The 26,986-nt window shown below is 28.3% G+C and carries 24 protein-coding genes; 14 read left to right on the top strand and 10 right to left on the bottom strand.

The window, feature by feature from the left end; translation table 11 throughout:
• Window positions 1–8: 8 nt before the first annotated feature.
• Both ABIN73_01225 and ABIN73_01220 read left to right on the top strand, forming a co-directional pair.
• Window positions 9–734: an ABC transporter ATP-binding protein gene (locus tag ABIN73_01225; protein ID MEO0268349.1), complete on the top strand. Its 726-nt coding sequence runs from the start codon at window positions 9–11 to the stop codon at window positions 732–734.
• On the top strand, window positions 727–1,875 hold the full coding sequence (locus ABIN73_01220) for an ABC transporter permease subunit (protein ID MEO0268348.1): 1,149 nt from the start codon (window positions 727–729) through the stop codon (window positions 1,873–1,875). Before ABIN73_01225 ends, ABIN73_01220 begins: the two co-directional genes overlap by 8 nt.
• Here the strand turns inward: ABIN73_01220 and ABIN73_01215 are convergent.
• The 5 genes from ABIN73_01215 to ABIN73_01195 all read right to left on the bottom strand — a co-directional run bounded on the left by ABIN73_01215 (window position 1,872) and on the right by ABIN73_01195 (window position 7,689).
• Window positions 1,872–4,409, bottom strand: a complete 2,538-nt coding sequence (locus ABIN73_01215; GenBank protein ID MEO0268347.1) for a M6 family metalloprotease domain-containing protein — start codon at window positions 4,407–4,409, stop codon at window positions 1,872–1,874. The two genes, ABIN73_01220 and ABIN73_01215, sit on opposite strands and share 4 nt — an antisense overlap.
• A gap of 53 nt (window positions 4,410–4,462) precedes the next feature.
• Entirely contained in the window at window positions 4,463–5,461 is a 999-nt protein-coding gene (locus ABIN73_01210; protein MEO0268346.1) for an NAD(P)/FAD-dependent oxidoreductase, read from the bottom strand.
• 1 nt (window position 5,462) lies between these two features.
• Window positions 5,463–6,074 carry a chlorite dismutase family protein gene (locus ABIN73_01205; protein ID MEO0268345.1) on the bottom strand — a complete coding sequence of 204 codons (612 nt, stop codon included), beginning with the start codon at window positions 6,072–6,074 and terminating at the stop codon, window positions 5,463–5,465.
• Window positions 6,071–6,868, bottom strand: a complete 798-nt coding sequence (locus ABIN73_01200; GenBank protein ID MEO0268344.1) for a hypothetical protein — start codon at window positions 6,866–6,868, stop codon at window positions 6,071–6,073. Before ABIN73_01200 ends, ABIN73_01205 begins: the two co-directional genes overlap by 4 nt.
• Window positions 6,869–6,963: 95 nt before the next feature.
• Complete coding sequence (locus ABIN73_01195; protein MEO0268343.1) at window positions 6,964–7,689, bottom strand: UDP-2,3-diacylglucosamine diphosphatase; 726 nt, start codon at window positions 7,687–7,689, stop codon at window positions 6,964–6,966.
• A 31-nt stretch (window positions 7,690–7,720) separates the two neighbouring features.
• On the opposite strand from ABIN73_01195, the gene ABIN73_01190 reads away from it, so the two are divergent.
• From ABIN73_01190 to ABIN73_01170, 5 genes are read left to right on the top strand one after another with little or no spacing between them, the layout of a single operon-like run.
• Window positions 7,721–8,542 carry a hypothetical protein gene (locus ABIN73_01190; protein MEO0268342.1) on the top strand — a complete coding sequence of 274 codons (822 nt, stop codon included), beginning with the start codon at window positions 7,721–7,723 and terminating at the stop codon, window positions 8,540–8,542.
• Window positions 8,539–9,549 carry a ThiF family adenylyltransferase gene (locus ABIN73_01185; GenBank protein ID MEO0268341.1) on the top strand — a complete coding sequence of 337 codons (1,011 nt, stop codon included), beginning with the start codon at window positions 8,539–8,541 and terminating at the stop codon, window positions 9,547–9,549. The genes ABIN73_01190 and ABIN73_01185 overlap by 4 nt, the downstream gene beginning before the upstream one ends.
• Before the next feature lie 41 nt (window positions 9,550–9,590).
• Window positions 9,591–11,210, top strand: coding sequence for a CTP synthase (locus ABIN73_01180; GenBank protein ID MEO0268340.1), 1,620 nt, complete (start codon window positions 9,591–9,593; stop codon window positions 11,208–11,210).
• On the top strand, window positions 11,200–11,997 hold the full coding sequence (gene lgt, locus ABIN73_01175) for a prolipoprotein diacylglyceryl transferase (GenBank protein ID MEO0268339.1): 798 nt from the start codon (window positions 11,200–11,202) through the stop codon (window positions 11,995–11,997). The genes ABIN73_01180 and lgt overlap by 11 nt, the downstream gene beginning before the upstream one ends.
• Window positions 11,979–12,410: a cyclic nucleotide-binding domain-containing protein gene (locus ABIN73_01170; protein ID MEO0268338.1), complete on the top strand. Its 432-nt coding sequence runs from the start codon at window positions 11,979–11,981 to the stop codon at window positions 12,408–12,410. The genes lgt and ABIN73_01170 overlap by 19 nt, the downstream gene beginning before the upstream one ends.
• Before the next feature lie 14 nt (window positions 12,411–12,424).
• On the opposite strand, the gene ABIN73_01165 is transcribed toward ABIN73_01170, so the two are convergent.
• A complete protein-coding gene (locus tag ABIN73_01165; protein MEO0268337.1) occupies window positions 12,425–14,029 on the bottom strand; it encodes an alkaline phosphatase family protein in 1,605 nt (534 codons plus the stop codon).
• A gap of 91 nt (window positions 14,030–14,120) precedes the next feature.
• Between ABIN73_01165 and ABIN73_01160 the strand changes: the two genes are divergently transcribed.
• On the top strand, window positions 14,121–15,656 hold the full coding sequence (locus ABIN73_01160) for a flippase (protein ID MEO0268336.1): 1,536 nt from the start codon (window positions 14,121–14,123) through the stop codon (window positions 15,654–15,656).
• On the opposite strand, the gene ABIN73_01155 is transcribed toward ABIN73_01160, so the two are convergent.
• Window positions 15,630–16,613, bottom strand: coding sequence for a glycosyltransferase (locus tag ABIN73_01155; GenBank protein ID MEO0268335.1), 984 nt, complete (start codon window positions 16,611–16,613; stop codon window positions 15,630–15,632). The two genes, ABIN73_01160 and ABIN73_01155, sit on opposite strands and share 27 nt — an antisense overlap.
• A gap of 25 nt (window positions 16,614–16,638) precedes the next feature.
• Between ABIN73_01155 and ABIN73_01150 the strand changes: the two genes are divergently transcribed.
• Window positions 16,639–17,754 (top strand): glycosyltransferase family 1 protein, encoded by a 1,116-nt coding sequence (locus ABIN73_01150; GenBank protein ID MEO0268334.1) that lies wholly within the window; start codon window positions 16,639–16,641, stop codon window positions 17,752–17,754.
• Here ABIN73_01150 and ABIN73_01145 read toward each other — a convergent pair.
• Window positions 17,730–19,187, bottom strand: a complete 1,458-nt coding sequence (locus ABIN73_01145) for an O-antigen ligase family protein (protein MEO0268333.1) — start codon at window positions 19,185–19,187, stop codon at window positions 17,730–17,732. The genes ABIN73_01150 and ABIN73_01145 overlap by 25 nt on opposite strands.
• A 77-nt stretch (window positions 19,188–19,264) precedes the next feature.
• On the opposite strand from ABIN73_01145, the gene ABIN73_01140 reads away from it, so the two are divergent.
• Both ABIN73_01140 and ABIN73_01135 read left to right on the top strand, forming a co-directional pair.
• Window positions 19,265–20,482 carry a glycosyltransferase family 4 protein gene (locus ABIN73_01140; GenBank protein MEO0268332.1) on the top strand — a complete coding sequence of 406 codons (1,218 nt, stop codon included), beginning with the start codon at window positions 19,265–19,267 and terminating at the stop codon, window positions 20,480–20,482.
• A gap of 22 nt (window positions 20,483–20,504) precedes the next feature.
• Window positions 20,505–21,209 (top strand): metal-dependent hydrolase, encoded by a 705-nt coding sequence (locus ABIN73_01135; GenBank protein MEO0268331.1) that lies wholly within the window; start codon window positions 20,505–20,507, stop codon window positions 21,207–21,209.
• Window position 21,210: 1 nt separating this feature from the next.
• Here the strand turns inward: ABIN73_01135 and ABIN73_01130 are convergent, their stop codons facing one another.
• Both ABIN73_01130 and ABIN73_01125 read right to left on the bottom strand, forming a co-directional pair.
• Window positions 21,211–21,798 (bottom strand): DUF429 domain-containing protein, encoded by a 588-nt coding sequence (locus tag ABIN73_01130; protein MEO0268330.1) that lies wholly within the window; start codon window positions 21,796–21,798, stop codon window positions 21,211–21,213.
• A 14-nt stretch (window positions 21,799–21,812) separates the two neighbouring features.
• Window positions 21,813–23,969: a 2Fe-2S iron-sulfur cluster-binding protein gene (locus ABIN73_01125; GenBank protein ID MEO0268329.1), complete on the bottom strand. Its 2,157-nt coding sequence runs from the start codon at window positions 23,967–23,969 to the stop codon at window positions 21,813–21,815.
• A 44-nt stretch (window positions 23,970–24,013) separates the two neighbouring features.
• Between ABIN73_01125 and ABIN73_01120 the strand changes: the two genes are divergently transcribed.
• The 3 genes from ABIN73_01120 to ABIN73_01110 are packed head-to-tail and all read left to right on the top strand — an operon-like array spanning window position 24,014 to window position 26,983.
• Window positions 24,014–25,135: a hypothetical protein gene (locus ABIN73_01120; GenBank protein ID MEO0268328.1), complete on the top strand. Its 1,122-nt coding sequence runs from the start codon at window positions 24,014–24,016 to the stop codon at window positions 25,133–25,135.
• On the top strand, window positions 25,123–25,983 hold the full coding sequence (hemC, locus tag ABIN73_01115; protein ID MEO0268327.1) for a hydroxymethylbilane synthase: 861 nt from the start codon (window positions 25,123–25,125) through the stop codon (window positions 25,981–25,983). The genes ABIN73_01120 and hemC overlap by 13 nt, the downstream gene beginning before the upstream one ends.
• Window positions 25,964–26,983, top strand: coding sequence for a uroporphyrinogen-III synthase (locus tag ABIN73_01110; GenBank protein MEO0268326.1), 1,020 nt, complete (start codon window positions 25,964–25,966; stop codon window positions 26,981–26,983). The genes hemC and ABIN73_01110 overlap by 20 nt, the downstream gene beginning before the upstream one ends.
• Window positions 26,984–26,986: the final 3 nt, after the last annotated feature.

The raw sequence follows: 26,986 nt of genomic DNA, 5'->3' as shown, positions 1-26,986 counted from the left end.
TAAAAAATATGATTGAGGTTATAAATATAAAAAAATTTTTTAAAACACAAAAGGAAATAATAAAGGCAGTTGATGGTGTTTCCTTTACGGTTAAAAGAGGCGAAATATTTGCTTTACTTGGTCCAAATGGAGCAGGAAAAACAACGAGTTTAAGAATAATAGCAGGAATAATGAAACCTGATGAAGGTAGTGTTCTAATAAATGGAATAGATATTTCAAAAGAGGAGGATAAGGCAAAAAAATTTATAGGATACCTTCCCTCAGATACAGGACTTTATCCAAGGTTAAAGGTAATAGAGTTTATAGAAATTTTTTCAAAACTTTATTATCAAAATAAAATTGAAAAAAGAAAAATTGAAGAGGTTATTGAAAGAATGGAATTAAGTGAGTATAAGAATATGTTGATTGAGAGATTATCTCTTGGAAATAAACAAAAAGTTTTACTTATTCCTTTAATAATTTCAGAGCCTGAAGTTTTAATACTTGATGAACCTGCAAAGGGTCTTGATGTTCCATCAGCTAAAGTTATTGAAGATTATCTGATAGAGTTAAAGAAAAAAGACAAAGCGATCTTGATATCAACACATGTGATGGAACAGGCTGAATATCTTGCAGATAGAATTGCTTTTTTATTTAAGGGTAAGGTAAAGAAAATTTATGAAAAAGAAAAACTCATGTTTGAGAAGAAAAATAAATCTTTAAGAGAATTTTTTATTGAGGTGATGTATGAATGATTTTATTTTGATTTTTAGAAAGGAATTTCTTGAAGTTATAAGGGATAAAAGAACAATATTCAATCTTTTTATTTTACCGGTGATTGGTATTCCACTTTTACTTATATTTCTTTCAAATTTAATCAGTGTAAAATCAAAGGAAGCTTCAAAAATAGTAATTAAACCTTTTGAGGAATATGATAAAATAGAAAATCTTCTTAAAAAAGAAGGTTTTGAGATTATTCTTTCAGAAAAACCTGAATCTTTAATTTTAAAGAATAAAAATATTTCAGGTCTCATTTTAGAAAATAATGAATTTAAAATTTTATTTAATCCTAAAAGTCTTGAAAATTATAGAGAAATTAAAATTATAAAGAAGGTTTTGGTTGAATATAAAAATGAAAAGATAGAGGAATTTTTTAAGAAAGAAAATATTGAGAAACCTTTGTTCTTAGATTATGAAATAAAAGAAGTTCCAATTTATGTAAGGGAAGGTTTAAATGAAATTTTTTTCCTTTTAATAGTTTTTTATTTTTTAATAATTCTTTTACAATCCTCAATTTATCCCTCAATAGAAGTTATAACAGGTGAGAAAGAAAGAAAAACAATGGAACTTCTATTATCCTATCCTGCAAAAAAATTTTATATAATTTCAGGTAAACTATTAACAGTTGTTTTACTTTCCTTTACTTCATCAATTCTTGCAATTCTTATTTATTTTTTTGTTTTCCCGAAGATTTTATTTGTCAATGTTCCCCCTGAGTACAAGGAGAGTCTTAATGTGTATTTTCCATCCTTTCACAGGGTATTTCTTTTATTTATTTTTGTTCTTGTTCTTGCCTTTTTAGTTTCTTCAATTAATATGGTTATTTCTTCTTTTGCAAGGACTTTTAAAGAAGCGCAATCTTTTCTTCAAGGCACTTTGCTTTTCTGGTTTATGCCCCTTTTTTTATTTCTTTTTTTAGTTCCTCAGGTAGATCTTCGTATATCTTTTATTCCTGTAATTAATTTTATTTATGTTACAAAACTTGTATTTGAAGGAGGGAAAATGTTTTATTTATTTTATTTAATTTCAATTTTGACGAATTTAATAACATTTTTAATTTTATTTTTACTTTTAATCCGCTTATTTGAAAGGGAAGATATAATATTTAGGGTTTAGTTAATAATAAACTTTCTTTTAAGTTTTCCTTTCTCCTTTTCAATTATCACAAAGTAAATACCCTTTTTATTTTCCTTATAGGGTAAAAACTTTGTAATTTTTTTATTCTTTTCCTTTGTTTTGAAAAGGATTCTACCTGTTAAGTCAAGAATTTTCATTTCATAGGGAGAATAATCTGGCTGGTTATATATAATTTTAATTCCATCTTTTACATATTTAACTCCGAGATATGGCTTTAAATAAGAAATTTCCCCTTCTTTTACTCCCACATTTACACCTTGAACTTCTACTTTACCATAAAGAGAAGGATTTTTAATCTGTGTAAGGGGAATATTCTGTAACCAGTAAGGATTTATATCTGCTTCTGAAGAATTTCTTCCCATTATAAAAAATGCAAAAGTATCTGTAGATGAATTCACCTGTAAATATTCATCCAATCCTGAGCCAGAAAAGGAGAAAGGAATTTCTATTTCAAAGTGTCTTTCGTCTCCTATCTCTGATATAGCAAAGTTTAGATTTAATGGATGGGATTGACCCTGTTGACCACCCGTAAAATAGGGAATAAATGTTGCATTAAAAGAGGACCCTATTTGCTGGAATTTAATCTCACCTTCAGAAGTATTTGGTGAGGGTGGAAATGTTCCATCAGCATTATCATCAAAGATAATTCTTATGTAATCTGAACCTGAAGTTGTATCCTTTACCTTTATTCCTAAATATAAGGCATTTTCAGAATTTTTTATATAAAGAAAAGATTCCTGAATATTTCTTTTTCCGCCTATTTTTAAATAATCTGAAATATCAAGGATATATGCTGAGGACCATTCATTTTCGTCTATTATGCCATCTATTGTTGGGGGAACACTTGAAAAAGGTGAGTTTAAAAAGTTTATTAATTCATAAGAAAAGAGTTTTTCTCTTAAAGTATCATTTTTAAACATCTGTTCATTTGAAGATGTTATGTAAGCATTTATATTATAAATACCATTAGAAAATTTGGTATTAAAAACTGGAAAACTGTAAGAATTTGAACTTCCTGGTGATAAAGTAAGTCCCTGAATCTGGTATTCATATACGGGAATGGAAAGTGAATCTATCCTGAGTGTTAAATTAAAATTTTGTGAATAAAAGCCTCTGTTAGATAAATATATGATAGGATTGATTGAACTATCCTTTTTAATTATAAGAGGGAAATTTGAAGAATCCACTGAAATGTTATAAACTGGAACAACCGCAAGGTCAGCATAAAAATTATTATTTAAATAGGTGATTCCTGTAACAGATACATAAGTGGTATTAAAATTATAATCCTTTGAATCAGGAATTGTATAGTTATCGAAGGATCTTTTATTGGTTGAACCTGGAAAAGGATCTTTTGGGTCACCTGGGTTATTATTTTTTTCAAGATCCCAGTTTCCGTCAGCCTGTTCAAGGGCAACTTTATAGTGTCCAAAACTTGTATGTCCTGGATACCATTCATTTCTGTTATTTGGCTGGGTTTCATCTATGTGAAATATTAAAAGACCTTCTCCTGGCAAATAGGAATCAAATTTTATTTTTTTTCTGTATTCAACAAGAAAGTATTGTGGAGAGCTTGCACCATTTGTCCATAATCTGTAGGCAATAGGAGAGTTTTCAACAGGTGAAAAAAGAGCATTGTTTATAATACTTGTAACATTTGTTGGTGAAAGGAAACCCAATTTATATTTACACCAAACATCAAAATGGACAGGGGTTCTTCCATTATTTCCCCAGGAACCTCCTGCCATCATGGACCAGTTTCCAAGTCCTTCTGAAGAATAATCTGTATCATAAAGGTCAGGGAGTCCTAAAACATGTCCGTATTCATGACCAAAAACACCCATCCTCCCATTTTCAGGTTCCATTGAGTATCTGTATGCTATAACACCATCCACCTGCACTCCACCGGGAATAACCCAGGCATGAGACCATATATCATTTGGATTTCCTGTTTCTTCAGCTCCTGGACCAGCATGAACTATAAAAAGTCCATCAATATAACCATCATTATTTCTATCAAACTGTGAGAAATCCACATAAGGATCAGCGGCAAGCACCGCATCTCTTGCGAGTCCCTGGGCATTTCTTGGGTATGAACCAAAACCGTATTGCCCATCCACATAGTAAGAGTAAGGTTGTGGCATCATTAACCAGTTTGAAACCCATCCCTTTACAAAGAAATTTCCATAGGAATTTTCAAGATAGTAGTCTGTAAGAGAGCCGGTAGGGTATGTTCCAACTGAAAAGAGCATATCCTGAAAGTGTGTGACAGGTGAATCGGCTAAATTATCTGTAAATTCAACAAGAATTACAGGAATATTGGCTGTATCTTGCTGTTTCATTAAAATTCTTATTCTGAATTTTTCTAAATTTTCATAATCAGGCTGATTAACACCTTTTTCCCTTGCCTCTTTTAAGACCTTTACCATTTTATCCCAATTTTCTTTTGTTAATTTATTCTTTAAATCCGGGTGTGGTGGCATTAAAAATATAAAAGTTAATAAAATTTTCATCTTATTTCCTCCCTTCAATTTATTATAAAAACTTATTTAAAAAAAGTCAATATTTATTTCTTACCAAGAATCTCACTTGAATGACCGCCGAAAATCTTCGCTTTTGGGTCAATGAAGGCTTTTGCTGAACCTGCTGCTATTGCAGCCTGGGCAAATCCTGTAACCAATAGTTTTGTATTTCCAAGACCTTCAACACTCACAATATCACCACAGGCAAAAATTCCCTTTATAGATGTTTCCATTCTTGAATTTACCTTAATATACCTTCCATCCATATCAAATCCCCAATCCTCAATTTTACCTATATTTGCCTTATATCCAAGAGCAAGAATAACGGCATCCACATCAATTTCTTCCTCTTCAAAAGTTTTATTTTGAAAAATAATAGCCTTTTTAACCCAGCTATCACCTTTAACTTCCTTTAATTCATAATTCAATTTAACTATACAAGGTGAATTGAAAAGTTCTTTTACAGAAGCTTCATGAGCTCTAAATTCCTCTCTCCTGTGAATTAATGTTACCTTTTCTGCAAGGGGATAAATATTTAAAGCCCAATCAAGAGCAGAATCACCTCCACCTACAATTAAAACTTTTTTACCTTTAAATTCTTCAAAATTTTTTGCAAAATAATAAATTCCCTTACCCTCAAATTCATTTATACCCGGTCTATCAATTTTATTAGGGGTAAAAGCTCCGATCCCTGCTGAAATTATAATAGTCTTTGTATAATGCCTCTTCAGTTTATGTGTTTTTAAAACAAAAATATCACCATCTTTTTCAAATTCTTCCACTTTTTCACCGAGAATAATTAAAGGATTAAACCTTTTAACCTGTTCATAAAGATTTTTAATAAAATCCTTAGCCTTTATTTCAGGAAATCCAGGGATATCATAAATTGGTTTATCAGGATATAACATTACTAATTGACCTCCTATTTCCTCGGTTGCTTCAATTACCTTAACTTTCATTTCTCTCATTCTACAATAAAAAGCAGCAAAAAGACCAACGGGTCCTCCACCAACTATTGTTACATCAAAAATTTCCCTTTCCATTTTATCTTATTAAAAATCCAACTGTTATTGGTGTGTCCCTTAATGTGTATTTTCTTACTTCTGAACCTCTTAAATCAAAAACAAGTTCTGAAAAATTTATTATATCCTCTGTTTCATAAACAACGATAAATTCCTGGTCCTGAATTCCAAAGGAATATAAAAGTAACTGTTTTATTTCAGGATATTTTCTTCCAATTCTTATATGTTCATTCATCATACCCTGCCTTGTATCCATGCTTAAAAGATACCATTCAGGAGTCTTTATAAAAGGGTAGATAATTAAATATTTTTTTCTCTCGGAAAAAACATCTATTTCTTGAGGGGATTTTCCTTTTGTGTAGATTGAAGGTTTTGTATAACCCCAGAGTAAAAGTTCTGATTTCAATTTATCTTTGAAATCTTTGAAAGATTCATAATAATCTCTCATAAAATTAAAAACAGTTTCACTATCTTCAATACTTTTAACGGTCCATATTAAAAAGTCATACTCACTCCTTGAAGGATATACCCTGTACAGAAATTTTTTTTCTGAAACTAAACCATCAAAAAATTTATTTATATCTTCCTCATCACCCTTTAAAAAATTAAAGTGGCATAGAATTTTTTCCTTCATTCTTCCTTTTCCTTCATTTTTTCCATAATTTTCATACCTTCTTCCATCATTTTCATAATTTTTTCTTTTAAATTTTCTTCCTTTTTAGGAGGTGTAAGGGAGTGTATCCCAACGAGGAGCCTTATTTCAGCCTCAGGATTCCCTTTTTCTATTCTCCCAATTTTAAAAGCGGATCCAAGTGTTACCCAGAGGTGATCCTTACCGTGACTTATACAAGGTCCAAAGTAATTTGCACCTTCTTTTCCTTTAAATTCAATTCCAAATCTTAAAAGTTCATGGATAGAATAGCTGATTCCAAGTGCATATTCAGGCTCAAACTCTTTTTCTCCTTTTTCTATTTTATATTCAAAAATAGGATTTATTGCAAAGTTAAATCTTCCTAAATCCTTTGCAAGAATTAATTTCCCCTCAAATGCATGTTTATGAAAATCAGGAACCCCTTTATATTCAAAGTATACAAGAGGATCAAGAAAATATTTATTTTTTTCACCAAATCTGTGTCTTAACCTTATTTTGTAACCTTTATATTCAAGGGGAAAACCAGGAACCTGCTCAAAAATCTGGTAAATAGAAGCATCAAAATGATCATTCATACCCACTTCAAGTTCAAGTTGAAGCTCACTTATCACATTATTTTCAAGAGAGGAAAGTTCAGGTATTTTGAATGTTGAGTAATGCTCAATTTCACCGTTTCCTCTTTCCATTGTTGCATACTGGTAAGTCCATACATAATATCTTCTATCAGCTATTAAAATATTTACGCATGCAAAAAAAATCCCTATTAATCTTTTCATTGTTTTTTTATTTTTTTACCGATTTGAACGGATTTTATAAATAGATTTTGGATAGAATTATATTAATTATAAAAAAATATTTTGAGAAAATCAAGTTAGAATATTTTTTCTTTTAAAACTTTTTCGTTCTTAAAAAGGGTAATTCTGTGTTCATCAATAAAAACATATGTTTCGTCTTCAGGAAATTCTCCTGTATTCACATAAATTTTTCCTTCTTTCTCAATAAACATCGGTTTGTGAAAGTGACCTAAAATACATATATCTCCTCCTTTTTTAAAAAATTTTTCTGCTCTCGGAGGAATCTCTTCTTTTACTTCCTTTTTTTCAGAAGAATTTCTTGAAATTTTTGAAAAGGTTTTCGCAAGTTTTATTCCTATGTCAGGGTGAAATAGATAGAATAAAAATTTTACAAGGTCAGTTCTTATAAAGAAATTGAAATAGGTTCCAATAATATCTTTATTGTAATAAAAATCACCATGGGCAAGTAAAACCCTTTTACTTCCAATTTGAAATACCCTTTCCCTCTGAAAAATTCTTATATTGAAACCTTTTACAAATTCTTTAACAAAAAAATCATGATTACCTGTGAAATAAAGGAATTCAAACTTGTCCCTGAATTTATATAATTCTGAAACAAAAAGAAAGTTTTCCTTTGGTATAACTGTTTTGTATTCAAACCAGAAATCAAATATATCCCCTAAAAAAACAATTTTAGTTTTTTCAGGAATTTTCTCAAGTAATTTAAAAAATTTATCAAATATCTTTTTATCCCTCTCTTCAGAGTAGCCAAGGTGAAAATCTGCAAAAATATAGTATTGCACTTTAAATATTATATACTCTATAATAGACTTTATGAAAATATTTGTTCTCCTATTAATTTTTCTTTCCGAGGAGGAACCTTTATATTATTCAAATTTTTATGAAATATATGCAAGCTGGGATTCAATAAATTTTTATATAAAAATAAAAGTAAAAGAATTTGATAGAGTTTATTTAGCCACGGGAAATGGAGAAGAGGGTGAATACTTTTTCCCTGAATTAAGGGAAGTTAATAAATTTCCTGTTAAACTTAATAATTTTTTAATGTTTGATATAAAAGAAAATAAAAGTTATATCACTGATAAAAGGATAATATATAAACTTGATACTCTTGAAAATAATTTTATGATTAATTTTAAATTACCCATTAAAATTTATGATAAAAGCCAATATGTTTATTTCTGGATAGGTTTAGAAATCAAAGAAAAATTTTATTCAATTCCTGAAAAAAAAGAAAATATTTTCCCTGTTTTTTCTTTTTCCCCTGACAAGGATTTTGATGGAAAATGGGATAAGGGTGTTAATATTAAAGCAATAACAAGAGTAATTTTCAAGGGAGAGGAAGAGGAAGAATTAACTTTAAAAGAATTGAAAAAGTTTTTTAATCCTGAAAAAGAAAATCTTGAAATAGTTCTTGAAGGAGAAAGAGAGTTAAATAATATCTTTGCATCAGTTTACAGTTTAACAGGTAAAAAAATAAGAGATATTGATGTTTTAAAATCCGGTAAAAAGGTTATAATTATATGGGATGGAAGGGATGAATCTGGTAAAATTCAAAGGTCAGGAGTTTATTTAATAGTTGTTATGAAGGGAAATGAGACCTGGGCACAGATTCCAGTTGTCATATTTAAATGATAGAGGAGAGATTAAAGAGAATTTTCCCCCTTTACTTTGGGAAAAAAATAGAAAACTTAAAAAATAAAAAAATTTTTCTCATTGGTCTTGGTGCCCTTGGTTCAAATATCCTTGATTTACTTGTAAGAGCTGGTGTTAAAAATATAGTGCTTATGGACAGGGATTATGTTGAATTTTCAGATTTATTAACAAGTCCCTTTTATACAAGAGATGATGCACAAGTTTCAAAACCAAAGGTTATTGCAGCTTTTGAGAGAATAAAATCTATTGATAAAGATATAAATGCTTTTATTTTTTTTGAAAATTTTTCTCCTCAATTTGTTAAAAATTTTAATTTTTCTGGAATTGACCTTTTAATTGATGCTGTTGATAATCTTGAAACAAGGTTTTTGATAAATGAAATTTCTTTTAAATATAAAATTCCCTGGATTCATGGAGCCTGTGTGGCTGAGAGGGGAGAGGTTTCTTTTTTTAAGCCCTGGGAAGCTGCCTGTTACAGATGTTTATTTAATAAAATTCCAGAAAGAGGTAGGCTTGAAACTTGTGAAACACATGGAATAAATCCCTCTGTTAGCAAAATAGTTGCAGGAATTGAATCTGATATTGCTATTAAATACCTTACAGTGAATAAGTCTTTTGTTAATAAAATAATTTATATTGATTACTCAGAAGGATACTCTTTAAGGGAATTTGAAATTAAAAAAAGAAAAGACTGTCCCTTATGTATAAAAGGAATTTTTGAGTTTATGGATAGAAAAGAAGAAAAGATAATAACTTTCTGTTCTGAAAAAAATGTATTTATAAAATTAGAAAATTTTGATTTTGAAAAAATTAAAGAAAAGTGGAAGGGACTCGAAAACTTTTCTGAAAACATATACTTCATAAGGATTAATCCAAAGGGTCTTGAACTCAAGTTTTTTAAAGAAGGGAAACTCTTTATAAGTTCAGAAGAACCCCTGGAAGAGAAAAAAGTAAAAACTATTATCTCAAGATATATTGGAAATTAGTTTTTGATAATTTTTAAAATAAAGATTTATAATAAAAAATAATGGGAAAAAGGAAATTTATTTTTGTAACAGGTGGAGTGGTTTCTTCCCTTGGAAAAGGCGTTGCGACCTCTTCAATTGCCTTTTTATTGAAATCAAGGGGTTTTAAAGTTACTGCTTTAAAACTTGATCCATACATAAATGTTGACCCTGGGACAATGAATCCTTATCAGCATGGAGAAGTTTATGTTACTGAAGATGGAGCTGAAACTGATCTTGATCTTGGGCACTATGAAAGATTTTTGGACCAAAATATGGGTCAGATGAATAATGTAACAACAGGACAGGTTTACGGAACTGTTATTGAAAAGGAAAGAAGAGGTGATTACCTTGGTGCTACAGTTCAGATAATTCCCCATATTACTGATGAGATAAAAAGAAGAATAAGGGATGTTGGAGAAAAGTATGGTGCTGAAATTGTAATAGTTGAAGTTGGTGGAACTGTAGGTGATATAGAAAGTCTCCCTTTTCTTGAGTCAATAAGACAGATAAGGCTTGAAGAGGGATTTGAAAATACAATTTTTATTCATCTCACCCTTGTTCCCTTTATAGAAAGTGCAGGTGAATTAAAAACAAAACCAACACAGCATTCTGTGATGAAATTGAGAGAAATAGGAATTCAGCCAGATTTTGTTATAGCAAGGGTTGATAGACCACTTAATGAAAGTTCAAGGGCAAAAATCGCTTTATTTTCAAACCTTCCCCCTGAGAATGTCATTGAGGCAATAGATGTAAAAACAGTTTACGAGGTTCCCATAAATTTTAGAAAACAGAAGCTTGATGAGAAGATTTTAAAACATTTTAAAATTCCTGATTCTGAGCCTGATTTAAAGGAATGGGAAAAATTTCTTGATGGGATTTTAAATCCTGAAAATGAAGTTGAAATAGCGATATGTGGTAAATATACACATTTAAAGGATGCTTATAAAAGCATTATAGAAGCACTTACTCATTCCGGTTCTTTTCATAGGGTAAAGGTGAATATAAGATGGGTAGAAGCAAGTGATTTGGAAAAAGGCAAGGCTCAGGATTTTTTAAGTGGTGTGAATGGTATTCTTGTTCCAGGAGGTTTTGGAGAAAGGGGAATAGAGGGTAAAATTAAAGCATGTAAATATGCAAGGGAAAATAAAATTCCCTTTTTTGGTATATGTCTTGGAATGCAAGTGGCTGCAATAGAATTTGCAAGGAATGTTCTTGGATTAAAAGATGCAAACAGTACAGAATTCAACCCCCAAACAAATCACCCTATAATAACAATTTTACCTGAAAAGAAAGATATTAAGTATTTTGGTGGAACACTTAGAAAGGGTGCTTATCCATGTAAGATTAAAAGGGATACTCTTGCTTACAGAATTTATAATACTGATTTGATTTATGAAAGACACAGACATAGATACGAATTTAATCCTAAATACAGGAAAATTTTCGAAGAAAACGGTATGATAATAAGTGGAGAATCACCAGATGGATACCTTGCTGAGATAATGGAATTAAAGGATCATCCCTTTTTTATTGGTGTTCAATTTCATCCTGAGTTTAAATCAAGACCCTTAAAAGTTCACCCAATTTTCAGAGAATTTGTAAAAAAAGCTCTGGAAAGAATTTATCTATATGTGTCCTGATTTTTTAAGAATCGGAGGATTTGTAATTTCTTCTTACGGTGTAATGGTTGCCCTTGCATTTTTTACCGGAACTTATCTTGCTGAAAGGGAATGGAAAAGGTTAAATCTAAATATAAAAGTTTTTAATAATATTTTTATTCTTGCCTTAATTGGTGCAATTTTAGGTTCAAAGCTTTTATTCATTTTTGAAAATATTCCTTTTAAAGATTTTATATCAAATCCTTTTAAATATCTTTTAGAAAGAGGAGGATTTACCTTTTACGGTGGATTTCTTTTAGCTTTTTTTTTGATTTGGTTATATTTGATTTTAATTAAACATCCTATTTTAAAAGTAGGGGATGCAATATCCCCTTCCCTTGCAATTGGTTATGCAATAGGGAGAATCGGTTGTTTTCTTGTAGGAGATGATTATGGAAAACCTTCTAATTTGCCCTGGGCAATGGCTTTTCCAAAGGGTGCTCCTCCAACATATATTGGAGCAATGAGGGAATATTTTCCTTTTTTAAAAATTGAAGGTCCCCCAGATCAGCTTATTAAAGTTCATCCTACTCAGCTTTACGAAGTTTTTATTATGTTAATAGTTTTTATTTTAATTTTTTCTTTAAGAAAAAAATTAAAAGAGGGAAAAGTTTTTTCTTTGTATTTAATTCTTGCAAGTCTTGAAAGGTTTTTTGTCGAATTTTTCAGACTCACAACACCTTCCTTTATACCATTTTTAACAGTTGCTCAGATTATCTCTCTTTTTTTATTATTTCTCGGTATTACAATATGGATATTGAAGAAATAGTTAAAAGTTTAAAGAAGAATAAACTTTTTAAAAATTTAACCGATGATATTTTAAGAGAAATAGCCCCTTATATAAATTCCAGAGAATATAAAAAGGGTAGAACTATTTTCTTTGAAGGTGATACGGGAAGAGTTTTGTATCTTGTTAAAAGCGGTAAAGTGGAGGTTTTTAAGAGAAATAATGAGGGTGAAGAAGTTATACTTGCAAGTTTTGGTCCAGGTGATTTTTTGGGGGAAATGGCTCTTATTGAGGAAAGCACAAGAAGTGCTACATGCAGGGCAGTTGAGGATTCAGAGCTTTTACTTTTTTCCCATAGGGCTTTCCTTGATTTAATTGAAGAAAGACCAAAGGCAGCAGCAAAGCTTATTCTTGAAATTGCAAAAGTTTTATCAAAGAGATTGAGGAGCTCTTAAAAGAAATCTATTTTTCACATATAACCCCATCCTTTTAATTTTTCTTCTATTTCTTTTTTCTCTTTATCTATAAATATGTGTTCTTCAAAAATTAATTCCTTTCCCCATTTTTCCCTTTTAAACTCCATTTTTGATAGGTATTCTTCCTTTACAATCTCCTCTATTACTTTCCCTTCAAATTCTTCTGGTATTGGAAGTCCTGAAAGAAATAAAAATGTAGGAGCAAGGTCTAAAAGAGTATATTTTCCTTTTATCTTGTATTTTTCTTTTAAAATTTTTCCCATTCCAAAAAATATTCCCTTTGTTGAGTGAATACCGTTCAATTTTTCGTAATCCTTTTTATCTATTTCACTTATATATTCATTTAAAGAAGAACCGCCTTCAAAATCATCTGAGTATAGAACAATAAGGTCTGGAAGTTTTTCAGAATATTTACCCTTATAAAGTTCTTCTCTTAAGAAAACTTTCTGAACGGGCTTTATTCCATTAATGCTAAATTCCTCTAATTTTTCCTTTATAGTGATTCTTACTTTTTCATAATCTTCTTTCTTTACAATTCCTTTTGGCTGCCTTTCTTTAAGATTTATTACAATTCCGTCAACAGGAGGATAAAGGGGGAATCTATATGCCTTTGTTTTGTTGAAATCAATGTTAAAAAGAGAAGTTTCAGAAAAAGTGTCAATTTTTGTTAAAATTTTCCTTAAATTTAAAGGTAATTTTTTAAAAACAATTTCCTGGTAAGGAAATTTTCTTTTTAATTTTCTGTAAATTTCTTTAAAGGGTTCGTATAAACTTCCGGTTTTCTTTTCTTTTAAAAATCCTGTTTCTTTTAAAAAGAAATTCAGATTGAATTTTTTTAAAGGTCTTTTTCTTGCACCGTGATCTGACATAATAAAAACAAGTGTATCTTGATCTAAAATTTTTAAGAATTCCCCTATCACTTCATCGGTTTTTATGTAGACTTTTTCTATGTAGTTATCTTCCTCTTCTATGTATTTATAAAAATTATGCTGGGCTCTATCAGGTGAGCCTAAAACGATTATAAAGAAAAAGGGTTTATATTTTTTATAAAGATAAATCCCTGCTTTTTTTCTAATTTCAAGAAGTCTTATAAGTTCATCAAAAACCCTTTTTTCCGAACCACCCTTAAAAATTGAGGTATTTTCTGTAAGAGCTTCAATTTCCTTTTTTAATTCAGAAGGATAAGCAAAAACCTCCTTTGTATCAGGTGTTGGAAATCCTGAAACCAGAAAATCTTTAATTTCCCAAGGTGGATAGGTTATGGGAACTGTAATTGCCCCAACATTTAACCCCTTTTCATTAAAATAGTCAAGAAAAGTAATCCCTTTAAAAAATCCTGAGTGTATTATTTCTGCTTCCCTCATTTCATAGAGATTTATATTCCAATTTCTGAAGTCAAAAACACCATGGGCTCCTGGATTTTTTGAAGTTAAAAAACTTGTCCATGCACAGGCAGAAATAGATGGATAGGTTGATTCTATCTCACCTATAAAGCCTTTTAAAAAAAATTTCTCAAAATTTTTTAATTTACCCTTTTTTACATATTTTTCAATTATGTCAAAGGAACCTCCGTCAATTCCAATTACAAAAATTTTCATATTCAAAGATAAATTTTAAGATTTAAAAAATTGTTTTTCAATACCCCTTTTGACTTTAATTTTAACTTTATATTATTTTAATTCTTTTAAAATGAATGAGGAAAAAACTCTTGAAAAACATCTTGAAAAATATATAGAAAATCTTTTCTCCGGCTCTCTTTTAAATTTTATCGGAATGATAATGAAAAGGTTTACAGGTTACCTTTACCAGATTCTTATAGTTAGACTTCTGGGAACATTTATATATGGAATCTATACCCTTTCTTATACCCTTATTAATATTGTATTAAGATTTTCTCAACTTGGTCTTGATAGAGGTGGAATAAGGTATATAGCAGTTTTAAAAGAAGATGAAAAATACGGTTTAATTAAAAAATTGAGTCTTTTTTTATTTTTTTTATCCTTTTTTTCAGGACTTTTATGGGGAATTTTTACTTTTCTTACTTCTTCCTTTTTTTCTCAAATTTATAAAAAGCCAGAACTTAGAGAAGCTTTAATTTACTTCAGCTTTCTTGTCCCCTTTTATACATCATTACTTGTTATGGCTTATAGTTCAAAGGGTTTTAATAAAATGGAATATTATGTTTTATCAGAGGATATTTTAAGACCAATCTTTCAGTTTTTATTTTTATTTTTACTTTTTTATTTTTTGGGCAAAAAAATCATAACAGCAATACTTCCCTGGACCCTATCTTCCCTTTTAGGACTTCTTTTAATAATTTTTTTCTTTGTAAAAGAGTTAAAAGGCAAAGACACTGATTCAAAAGAAAATTTTAATTATAAAGAAGTTGTAACTTTTTCCCTTCCAGTTACCATAATATCAATTTTATATTTCCTTTTTGCCTGGACTGATATGGTTTTGCTTGGTTTTTTCAGGAAAGCTGAGGAAATCGGTATCTATAATGGAATTGCAAGGACCGCAGAAATGGCTAACTTATTTTTACTTTCAATAAATGAGGTATTTTCACCCCTTGTTTCACAGTTATCTTATAAAAAAGATCTTAAATCCTTAAAAAATATTTATGAAATAATAATAAGATGGACTTTATATTTTTCAATACCTCTTTACATATTCTTTTTATTTTCAGGAAAAGAATTTTTATATATTATTTTTGGTAAAGAGTTTATTTCAGGATTTATTCCAATGATCATTCTTTTGACAGGTCTTATGATACAGAATTTAATAGGTGAAGTGGCAATGACTTTAACAATGAGTGGTTATCAGAAAGAATGGGCATTTATTAATTTTTTAGGTCTTTTTATAAATGTAATTCTTGGACTTTTATTTATACCAAAATTTGGAATTCTTGGTGCTTCTTTATCCACATCTTTATCTCTCGTTATTTTAAGAACAATGGGGCTTTTTGGTGTAAAAAAATTTTTAAAATTCTGGGGACTCAGTAAAAGGGTTTTTAAACCTTTTCTTCAGGGTATATTTACCTTATTAATTATTTTATTTTTAAATACCTTTTTTATTAGCAAAGTAAATTTTAATATTCTTTTAAAAGTTATTTTAAACTTTTTTTTACCTTATCTTTTCTATCTTTTACTCTTTTTTGTTTTAAAACCTGAAAAGGAGGAGATTTTTTTGATAAATAAATTAAGAAGTTTTATTAAAAGAGGATAAAATTTTTTTTAGATTTTCAATTTCTCCTTCAAATCTTTTTATGTAATCTTTTTTAAAATTTTTTATTTTTTGAGTGTAATAATCATAATTTTCCAAAAGTTTTTCAATTCCCTTTTTAATGGAATCTGGATTATTGTTTACATAAATAACATTTTCTTTAAAAAATTCTCTAAGAGCTCTTTTATTACTAACAATTAAAGGTTTTTCAAGGTTTAAAGCTTCAAAACCTGCTGATAAAAGGGTATTCTCCCATTTTGTTAAAGCTATTATTCCTTTAGAACCTTTTAAAAGTGAGTAAAATTCCTTAAAAGATAAAAGACCTGTGAATTTTACATTTTGGGGTACATTTAAAAATTTCTTTTTGTGTTTTCCAGTTATATAAAAATCAAGTTCATGAAAAAATTTGGCACTTTCAATTAGTTCCTCTAAGGGTTCATCCTCTCCACCAGAAGAAGGAAAAACAAGGTATTCCTTTTCCTTATAAAAAACTGGAATATCTTTAAAATTTAAAGGTGGATCATGAATAATTATAAATTTTTTATCTTTTAAAAATTTTAGTTTTTTTATTATAGTTTTTTCATGAATTATAATTAAGTCAGACCTTTTTAAAACAAAGTACGTTAAAGATTGAAGGTTTTTCCATTGTTTTGAAACGAGAGGTCCTGAATGGAAATCAATAATAGTTATCTTTTTAAAAATTTTCTTATATAATATTGAGGTAAGGCCTATAAAGGGTTGTGTAAATTCAACTAATAAAATTTCAGGTTTTTTTTTAAAAAGATAGATAAGAGTTATTATAATTTGAATGGGGAACTTAATAGGTGATAGAAGAATATTTCTTGTAAAAAGCGGAAATCTGAATATATCGGAATTTAAATAAGAGGATAAAATTTTTGTTCTTTGAGAGCCTTTTGTATCAGGTGTCCAGGAAATAAATAATATTTTTTGATAAGACATTTATCAATTATAATTATAAATCAAAATGAGAATTGGAATAAATGGTCTTTCAATACATGGAAAATCAAGAAGAGGTGGCTTCTGGGAGTATTTTTATAGTCTTATAAAAATTCTTGAAAAAGTAGTTCAAAAGGAAGAAATCTTTGTGTTCATTAATAAAAAATTGAGAGAATATTTTGATAATGTTGAAAATAAAAATTTTAAATTTGTGGAAATAGAAATTCCTGAAAAAATTTCCCAGTATACAGAAATTTTTCTTTTACCCTTTTATCTTAAAAAGTATAAAATAAAACTTTTGCACTTTCCTACTTTTGCTTTTCCCTTATATTTAAAAATTCCGTATATTGTTACCGTGCATGATCTTGCCTTTTTAAAATTTAAAAGAAATTTAGGTTTTCACAATACCTTTTACTGGAGATACATTTTCAGAATGGGTGTAAGGATGGCAAGTTTTATTATAAGTGTTTCGGAAAATACAAAAAGGGTTTTAAAGATTTTATGGAGAATAAAAGGGGATAAGATAAAAGTTATTCCTTCCTTTTCATCGCTTCTTATTTCGGAAAAAGTGGAGATAGATGATAGTATCATTGAAAAATATGGTGTAAAAAAACCTTATTTTCTTTTTATAGGAACCCTTGAGCCAAGAAAAAATTTGAGAAATGTTTTGAAAGCCTTTTTAAAAGTTAGTGAAAAAGTTAAAGATTTAAATCTTTTAATAATAGGTCAAAAGGGTTGGGAAAAAGAAGACTTAATAAAAAAAATAGAAGAAAATAAAGATAAGGTAGTGTGGCTTAGTAATATAAAAGGCTACGAATTACCAGCCTTTTACAAAAATGCTATAGCACTCCTTTATCCATCTTTATATGAAGGGTTTGGATTACCTATTCTTGAAGCTTATAAGTTTCTCGTCCCTGTTATAACATCAAATGTATCCTCTTTACCAGAAGTTGCAGGAAAAGGAGCACTTTTTGTGGATCCACAAAATATTGAGGAACTTGAAAAAAACATGATTGAAATTTTCTATAACACAGAATTGAGAGAAAAATTAATCCAGAATCAAAAAGAAGAATTAATGAAATATGATTATATTAAATTGGGAGAGAAAATTCTTTCAACTTATAGAGAAGTTCTTTTAAGATAGATTTTGGGAATTAAAAAGGTTAAAAGCAAAAAAATAAAGAAAAATTTTATCTCCATATCTGTTATAGCATTAAACCAGAAATAATCAAAAGTTAACTGGAAAATTATTGTAATCCATCCTGTAATTAGTCCGGTTATTAAATATATTTCCTTTTTTTCTGTTTTTAAAAAGAGGTTAAAAAGGAACTTAAAGATTTTAAAAATTATAATCAAAAATAAAATAAACCCAGGTAGCCCGGTTTCAGCTAAAAGATTTAAAAAAACATTGTGAGCATGTAAATGTATTTGGGATACATTAAGAAAGGCAAACTGTCCTATCCCGATACCTGTTAGGGGTTTTTCAAGGAATATTTTTATACATGTTTCCCAGAATAAAGTTCTTGTCCATATACTTATATCCCTTTTACCCCAGAAAATTGATTGAAACCTGAGGTAAATTGAAGGTGATAAAATTTTAATTATTAGAATAAAAGATAAAGTTAATAAAAAGGATAAAACTAAAAATAAAAATAAATTCTTTATTTTTTTTGTTTTTAATAAATAGAAAAAGAAATAGACAAAAAAAGAGAAAAATAGAGATAAGTATCCAGCACGGGACAAGGTTAAAAAAGTTGTGAAGATTGTTAAAAACAAAATAAAAATTAAAAATCTCCTTACAAGTTTATTTTCACTATAAAGTATAAAACTTAAAGTTAAGATAGATGAAATAACCATAAAGGCAGCAGAAGAGTTACTGTGATAAAAAACTCCGCTTGACCTTTGAGACCAGTAATATAAACCACCCTCTATTCTCCAGAATTTAAGTAAGGGAAAACCTGGTAAAAAGTATTGAAATATTGATATGAAGATATTAAAGGAAATAAAGAGTAAAAATATCAAAAGTAAAATTTTTAAGTCCCTTTCTGTTTTTATATAAAAGTAACCTATAAAATAATAAAAAATGTTTATAAAAAAAAGTGTTGAATAAACTACGGCGTAATCTTTTTTTATTGACCAGATACTTGATAAGAAAAATATTAAGGAAAGTAAAAGTAAAAGATTAAACAAAGGAACTTTTTCTTTTAATCTTCCACCACTTAAAAGGTATAGGATTAAAATAAAAAGAAATATTAAAACAAAAATGTTAAATAGTTTAAATGGTATAACTATAACTGGAAGTCCCTTTTTCAAAATTTGGGGAAATATAGCATAATTTATGTTAAAGGAAACTTTAAAAAGAAGTGATAAAGGAAGTAAAAGAATTAAATTTTTAAAAAAATTTCCAATTAAAAGGATCAATACAAAAATTAAAAAAATTAAAAGTTTTATAACATAAATGATTTTAACTTGTGTTTCTGATAAAAGATAAATATAAAAAAAATAAAAAAGAAGAAATAAAAGAAAATTTGATAAAAAAAGTATCTGGTTTATTCTGAATTTCAGTGCATTTAGCATATCTTATTATAAAACAATTTTTTTAAAATTTAAAAAAACTTGGAATTTTCTAAAATTTAAATAATAAAATTTTTTAAATGAAAATCCTTTTTATAACCTCTCAGGTTTTTTTCCCACCTCTTTCAGGATTAAGAAAAAAAATTTTTTTACTTTTAAAGGAATTAAAGGAGAAAAATAATAAAATTTACCTTTTTTCCTTTCCTAAATTTGAAATTCCTGATAATTATTTTGAAAGAGTAGAATTTTCCTCTCCTTTATCAAAATTTGTTTTTTTTAAAAATCTTTTTTTCTCTTTTTTAAAAAATCCTTTTGAAATTGTTTTTTATATAAATCCAAAAAGTTTTAAAAGAATAAAAAATTTTGTTAAAGAGGTTAATCCTGATATAATATTTGTTGATTATATAAGGATTGCTCATATTTTCCCCTATATAAATTTTAAAAACAAAAAACTTATTTTAAATATGGATGACCCTCAGTCCCTTAAATACATAAAAATGAAAAGTTTAATAAAAGATATAGAAAATCCCTTTGGTGAAGCCCTTGAAGATTTACCAATTTTAATAAAGAAAATTTTAAAAAATAATTTTGTAAAAAAATTAATTTTGTCCTATGAGATAAAAATGATGCAAAAGTATGAAAAAAAATGGACAAAAAGTTACGATTTGGTTCTAACTAACTCTGAAAAGGATAAAATGTATCTAAATTCTATTGGAATAAAAAATGTAAATATCTTACCACCACTTGTAAAAATTGATGAGGATTTAAAAATAGAGGAAAAAGAAAACTATATTCTCTTTGTCGGTAAAATGGATTATGCCCCAAATCCTGATGCTGTTAATTATTTTTTAAAAAAAATATTTCCCTATGTAAGAGAAGTTCATCCTGAAGTATGGTTTTATATTATAGGCTCAAATATAAATAAAGATTTAGAAGAAAAATGGAAAAAGGAAAAAAATGTAAAAGTCATAGGAAGAGTTCCTGATGTTGAAGTTTTTTATAAAAGAGCAAAAGTTTTTGTTTCTCCCTTAAGATTTGGAACAGGAATAAAAGTTAAAATACTTGAAGCAATGAGTTATGGGGCTCCTGTTGTAACTACAAAAATAGGTGCAGAAGGTATGAAAGTTTTAAATAGAAAGCATCTTTTGATTGCAGAAGATGAAAAGGATTTTGCCTTGAAAGTCATAGAATTAATTGAAAACAAATCTTTATGTGAAAATATTGTAAAAAATGCTTTTAAGTTTGTTAGGGAAAATTACGATATAAAAAAATGGACTAAAAAGATTTTTAACTTTTAAGATTTTGTTTTATAATAAAACTATGAAAAGATTTAATGGTGTAAAAATAAAGTATTACGGACATGCTGCTTTTAAATTAATATCACCCAATAAAAGGGTGATTTTCATTGACCCATGGCTTTCTAATCCATCTTCTCCTTCCAAGGATTATGATAAAGTGGATTTTATACTTTTAACACATGCTCACGGTGACCACCTTGGAGATACAATAGAAATTGCTAAAAAAACAGGTGCTAAGGTCTATGCCATTCATGAGATATCAGTGTATCTATCCTCAAAGGGTATTAAAAATGCAATTGGTATGAATATAGGTGGTCATATTAAAGATGGAGAAATTGAGATTATTCAAACAGAGGCAACACACTCCTCAACAATTCAGGAAGGCGATAAACTTATTCCTGGGGGCTTGGCATCAGGTTTTGTTATAAAGTTTGAAAATGGTTTTACAGTTTATCATGCTGGTGATACTGGTGTTTTTGCAGGTATGCAGATTATTGGAGAACTTTATAAACCCCATCTTGCCCTTTTACCAATAGGTTCTCACTATACTATGGATCCTTTTGATGCAAGTTATGCCTGTAAACTTTTAAAACCGAAATATGTAATTCCAATGCACTATGGGACTTTCCCTGTTTTAACAGGTAGCCCTGAAGAATTAAAAAAGAATCTTGATCCAGCACTTAATATTGAAGTTATTGTTTTAAAACCAGGAGAAGAAGCAGAATAATTCAGAGTTCTCTTATGATTCCATAAGGAACTTTTTTTCTTGCTAAAAATATTTTTTCTTTTTTGTAATAATAAAGGGAAAATAAAGCACAGAAAAAGGAATCAAGATGGTTGTGATTTTTTATTAAACTTATGTTATCTATTTTTTCTTTCAATTTATTTAAAATTTTTTTTAGTTCTTTTTTATTTTTTTTATAATTTTCTTTAAATCCAATTGCTCTTAAAGATGCAGTGGGATGGGTTTCTAAAACTTCTGTTATTTTCCTCAATTTTAAATAAATTCTTTTCCCCTTTTTAGATACTTCATACATACTTTTAACATAAAAGGGTAATACTCCAGGAACTTTAATTTTTCTTTCAATGAAGTATCTTCTTAAAATTTTATCCTCTTTTCTATCTTTAATTTTTCTCCATGTAAAAGGTGCATCTATTGCAATGTAAAGGGGCTTATATTTTTTAACCTCCTCTATAATTTCTTTTTCTGATATTTTATCTTTTAAAAAAACAATTTTTATTTTTTTTGAATCTTCAATAAAACACAAAGAAGTATTTTTATCACCTTTAGATAAATCAATTCCACCAAAAAACATTTTAAAAATTAATTCTATTTATAAAATAGCCTCTTTAATTTCACAATTGGTTTTAAATTTTCAATTTCAAAATCCCTATTAATATTCTCTGAAAATAGAAGATTTATATCCCATAAGTTTGGTTTTTCAACTAAAAACTCAATTTCTTCTATGTCATTTTTAAGAAAATAAGTAAGGTCTAATTTGTTTTGAAAAGGAATTTCAAGTTCGATTTCTTCCTCATCAAATAAATCTGAAGGGTCATAAGCATCAAAAAGTGAATCAAAAATCTTTGCTATTTTTCTTTTTTCTCCTAAATTATTGATAAATTCTCCACCGTATTCAAAGGGTGTTTGAATGAAAAGGGAATAAAAATTATTGTCTTCTTTTGGTTTTAATGAATTTATATAAAAAACTTTTAGTTCCTTTAATGAGTTTAAAAATTCTTCATCTTTAATTTCATAAAAGGGTTCAATTCTATAAAAAATGAGACACTTAATTTCCTTTTTTTCTATTTTTTCCTTTATTTCCTTTAAACTTTTAAACTCTATTCCATTAAAAATCCTTAAAAATCCTTCTGTATTAAATGAGCTCCTTAAATTTAAAATTTTAGATTTTTCATAAAATTTTGATAATAAATAAAAGAGAACCTGAATTTTAGGTGGTAACATATCATTAAAAACCAAAATAAAATTCTCATATTTCTTTATTTTTTCAAAAATTTCCTTAGATTCTTCAAAGAATAGTTTTCTTTTTTTAATTTCCTCTTCAAAAAAGAATTTGTTTAAAACCTTAAAATCTTTAATTTCAGGGATTTCCCCTTTTTCCTTGTAAAAGAGTGTTAAAAGATCTAAAAGAAATTCATAGGATTTCTTAAGTTCCATTTTTAATGAAAGATCTGCATTTTTGAAAAATCTATCCTCAAAACCTGATAAAATTATAAAATAGTTATTTTTTCTTTCTCTATTTCCAAAATAGAAAAATTTTACTTTTTTTCTTCTTTCTCCCTCTTTCATTATTCTGAAGAGTTCAAATCCTATAACAGGATGTGAGTAATCTAAAAGGGAGTAATAAATAAGTGTAAAGGAATTTTCAAAATCTGAATAATTTACCTCAGAAAGAATTTTTTCTGCACCCCTATGGATCTCGGTAGGCAAAATTACTATATTCTTTATTTTATTTTTTAATATGAAACTTTTAATTCTTCTTAAAACAGAATTTGTTTCCCTTGGGGAAATAAAAAAGCAGATTTCATCAGGACTAAATTTTTTTAATGATTCATTTAATTTATCTTTAAATTCCTCTAAGGTGAGTCCTTTAAAAATTCTTTTTTCATTTGAAATAAAATCCTTACCATAAAATATTCTGTCACAGAATATTGTCGGATTTTCAAAATCATCCTTTGCAATAACCTTATATATTTTATCGGGTTTCTTTTTTATTCCTGATTTTAATACTTTTTCTCTTCTTGGATTTTTAACCCAGAATTTAAGTTCACACCCAGTTGAACAAAGAAAGCAGGAACTTTCTATTTCATTAAGGTCCCATGGTCTTGGTCCGAACCTATAGTCTTTATCATCAAGAATAGCACCAACAGGACATATATGGGTTAAGTATCCTAAGAAAGGAACATCGTCTTTAAGTTCCATTTCAAAGGGTCCTACGAAACTTTCCTTTCCCCTTTTAAAGGATAGCCACTCATCTGAATAAACTTCTTCTCTCCAGAAGTTTGAGCATCTGTAACATAATATGCATCTTGTTTCATAGAATCTCAAAAGTCTATTTAATTTCTGTTTGGGGGGCAGTATCTTTTTATAATTTGAAAAAGGAAAACTTCTTCCAAATTTATAGGTAAAATCCTGTAAATCGCATTTTCCTCCTTTTTCGCATAAGGGACAATCTATTGGGTGGTGTATAAGCATAAATTCTAAGATATTAGCCCTTGCTTCTTTTGATTTTTCGGAATAGGGAAAGATTTTCATTTCCTCCTGTGGATAGGTGGAGCAGCTTGTTACAAGAAATCTTTTGCCCTTTAATTCAACTTCTACCATACAGACTCTGCAGGAAGCAGTAATTCTTAAGTTAGGGTGAAAGCAATAATAAGGAATATCAAATCCATTTTCCTTTAAAATCTGTAAGACAGTTTTTTGAGGGTTAACTTCAAATTGTTTATTATCAATAAAAATTTTCATTCTTTTGAATTTTAACTCTTTTTATTTTAAAATTTCTATATAAAATGATAATTGCCATTTTATTTACCCACAAGAAAGCACCCAGTGAAGTAAGAGAAGAAGTTTTTAAATTTTTTGAAAATAAACTCAATGAAATAAATGATTATATTTTTGAAAAATTATTACTCGCTACTTGTTACCGGGTAGAACTTTATTTAAGGATAGATAAATCCAAAAAGGTAAAATTACTGAAGGAATTTTTGCCCTCTGAATTTAAAAATTACGCGGAAATACTTGATTCACCAAAGGATATTTTTGAGCATATTGTTATTGTTGCAAGTGGGGCAGATTCCCCTGCAATTGGTGAACCTGAGGTTCAGGGACAGGTTAAAAGGGCTTTTGAAGAGGCAAAGAAAAAAGGATGGGTAAAAAAGTTCCTTGGTAAGGCTTTTGAAAGAGCAATTTTTGTTTCAAAAAAGATAAGGGAGGAATCGGAAATTCAAAAAGGTTCCCTTTCAATACCAAGAATTGTTTCCTTGTATTTAAAAGACTTAAATGGAGAAGAAAAGGATTTAAAGATTTTAATTGTTGGAACAGGTGAAATGGGAGCAGGAATTGCAATGTATTTGAGAAAAGAAGGAATCCCCTTTCATGTTGCTACCAAAAGTAAAGAGAGAGCACAATTTTTAAAGGAACATGCGAATATTGATACAATTTTATATTCAAAGGAAACTCTTCCTTTTTATGTAAAACATTACGATGCTGTTATATTTGCAACAGAAAGCGATGGATATTTACTTGATAGAGACTTTTTAGAAAAAAGTAAAGAAAGACCAAAACTTATAATAGATCTTGGCTTTCCGAGGAATGTTGACCCTGAAATTAAAAATATAAAAGGTATTGAATTCCATCAGATAGATGAATTTAAAAAGATAATAGAAGAGAGAGTTAAGGAAAAGGAGGAGATGCTTTCCTATATAAGGTTCAGAGCAAAAAGGGAAAGTGAAAAATTTGAAAAGTGGTTAATAAGGGAGGAAAAGATTTTGAAATTATTTAATTATGTTGATAAGAGAATAAGTAATATTGAGGATAAGACAAAAATTAAAAAATTCCTTTTATACCCTATATTAAAGTCTTTAAGAAGTGGAAAGGATATTGAGGAGATAATAGAAAGTTGGATAAAGTAATAAGGGTTGGTGCAAGAGGGTCAAAGCTCAGTTTTACTCAGGCAAAAAAAGTTTTGGAAATTTTAAATAAAAAGGGATTTAAAACAGAATTTGTTCCTGTTACAACAAAAGGAGACAGAGAAAGGGATAAACCCCTTTTTAAAATAAGCGGAGTAGGTATTTTTGTTAAGGAAATTGAAAGAAAAATTTTAGAAGGAGAGATTGATATTGGTGTTCACAGTGCAAAGGATGTCCCAACTCGATTAGAAGAAGGTTTGGAGATCTCCTGTTATTTAAAAAGGGAAAGTCCCTTTGATGTTATTATTTCCAATGTGAGTTCAATATATGAGTTGAAGGAAGGAGCAGTTGTTGGAACAAGTAGTATAAGGAGAAGGGAATTTTTACTTGAAAAAAGAGCTGATTTAATTATCAAGGATTTAAGGGGAAACATTGATACAAGAATAAAAAAATGGGAAAGGGGTGAATATGATGCAATAATTATATCTGAAGTAGCTATAAAAAGATTAAATCTTAATGTTCCTTATGTAAGACTTGATATTGAGGAATTTCCTCCTTCACCTGGGCAGGGGGCGATATGTATTGAGTCTAAAAAAGATTTTATTTACAGAGATGTTTTAAAAGAAATAAATGATGAGAAAACTTTTATTGAAGTAGAAACAGAAAGGGAAATTCTTTCAAAACTTTCCATAGGGTGTTCAGTCCCTTTTGGAGCCTATGCCTTTATTGATAATGGAGAAATCAATTTAATTCTTAAATATAAAAAGGGTAAAGAATTTATAAAAATTAAAGAAAAGGGGAAAACAAAGGAAGAACTTGTTAAAAAGGTTTATGAAAAAATCTTCTCATAGCACCCTTTTAGTTTTGAATACAAATACCTTTACTCTTTTTCCTGAAATATGGCAATTTTTAAAGAACTATAAGAATATTTATTATGAGGAAAAAAAACCACCTTTTATATTATGGGCTTCACCCTTTTCCAAATGGGAAAAAATTCAAGTAAATTTAAATAAAAAGAATTCACTTTTTATTCTTGATGGTTTGAAGGGTTTGAAAAATATCTTAAGTAAATTTAATTTTAATAATTTATTAAAATTAAGTTATTATGTAAGGGATAAGAATTTCGGGAAAAATATATTCTGTGTTGTAAGGCCAATGCCTGAAGCTCTTTATTTTGCTAATGAGCTTGAAAAATCAGGTTTGAAATCCTTTCCCTTTCCTGTTTTAAAATTTAAAGTTATAAAAGTTAAAAATTTAAAGGAAATTTTAAAGGATAAATGGGATTATGTGATTTTTACTTCCAAAAGGGGAATAGATGCTTTAAGAGAAAATATAAAAGATGTTTTTTTGTTAAGGGAACTTTTGATTGATAAGAAAATAATAGCAATTGGACCTGAAACAAAAAAGAATTTGGAGGAAGTTGGTTTAGATGCAATTTTACCTAAGGAATTTTCCCAGGAAGGTATAATGGAAATTTTAAAAGAAGAAAAATATAGAAGAATTTTAATGTTGAAAACCGAGGGTAGAGAGGATTTAAAAAATTTTCTTTTAAATAACAAAAATTATGTTGAAGAGGTTAAAATTTATGATATGGTAAAGGAAAAAATAGAAAGATTAAAAATTTTTGAAATGTATTTAGATATGGCTACACATTTTATTTTCACAAGTCCTAAACTTTTTGATACATTTATTCAGATTTTTAAAAATAAAAAATTTTTAGAAAATAAAGAAATTTTGGCAATAGGAAGAGTAACAAAGAGTCATATTGAAAAAAAAGGTTTTAAAGTGAATTTTGCTCCTCAAAAATTTTTAGGTAAATATCTTTTAAAAGAAATTTTAAAAAGGAGTTAAAAT

The sequence above is a fragment of the candidate division WOR-3 bacterium genome (assembly GCA_039804025.1).
Classification (GTDB): Bacteria; Hydrothermota; Hydrothermia; order Hydrothermales; family JAJRUZ01; genus JBCNVI01.
The sequence above is the reverse complement of the archived record's forward strand: the minus strand, read 5'-3'. Positions and strand labels throughout refer to the sequence as shown.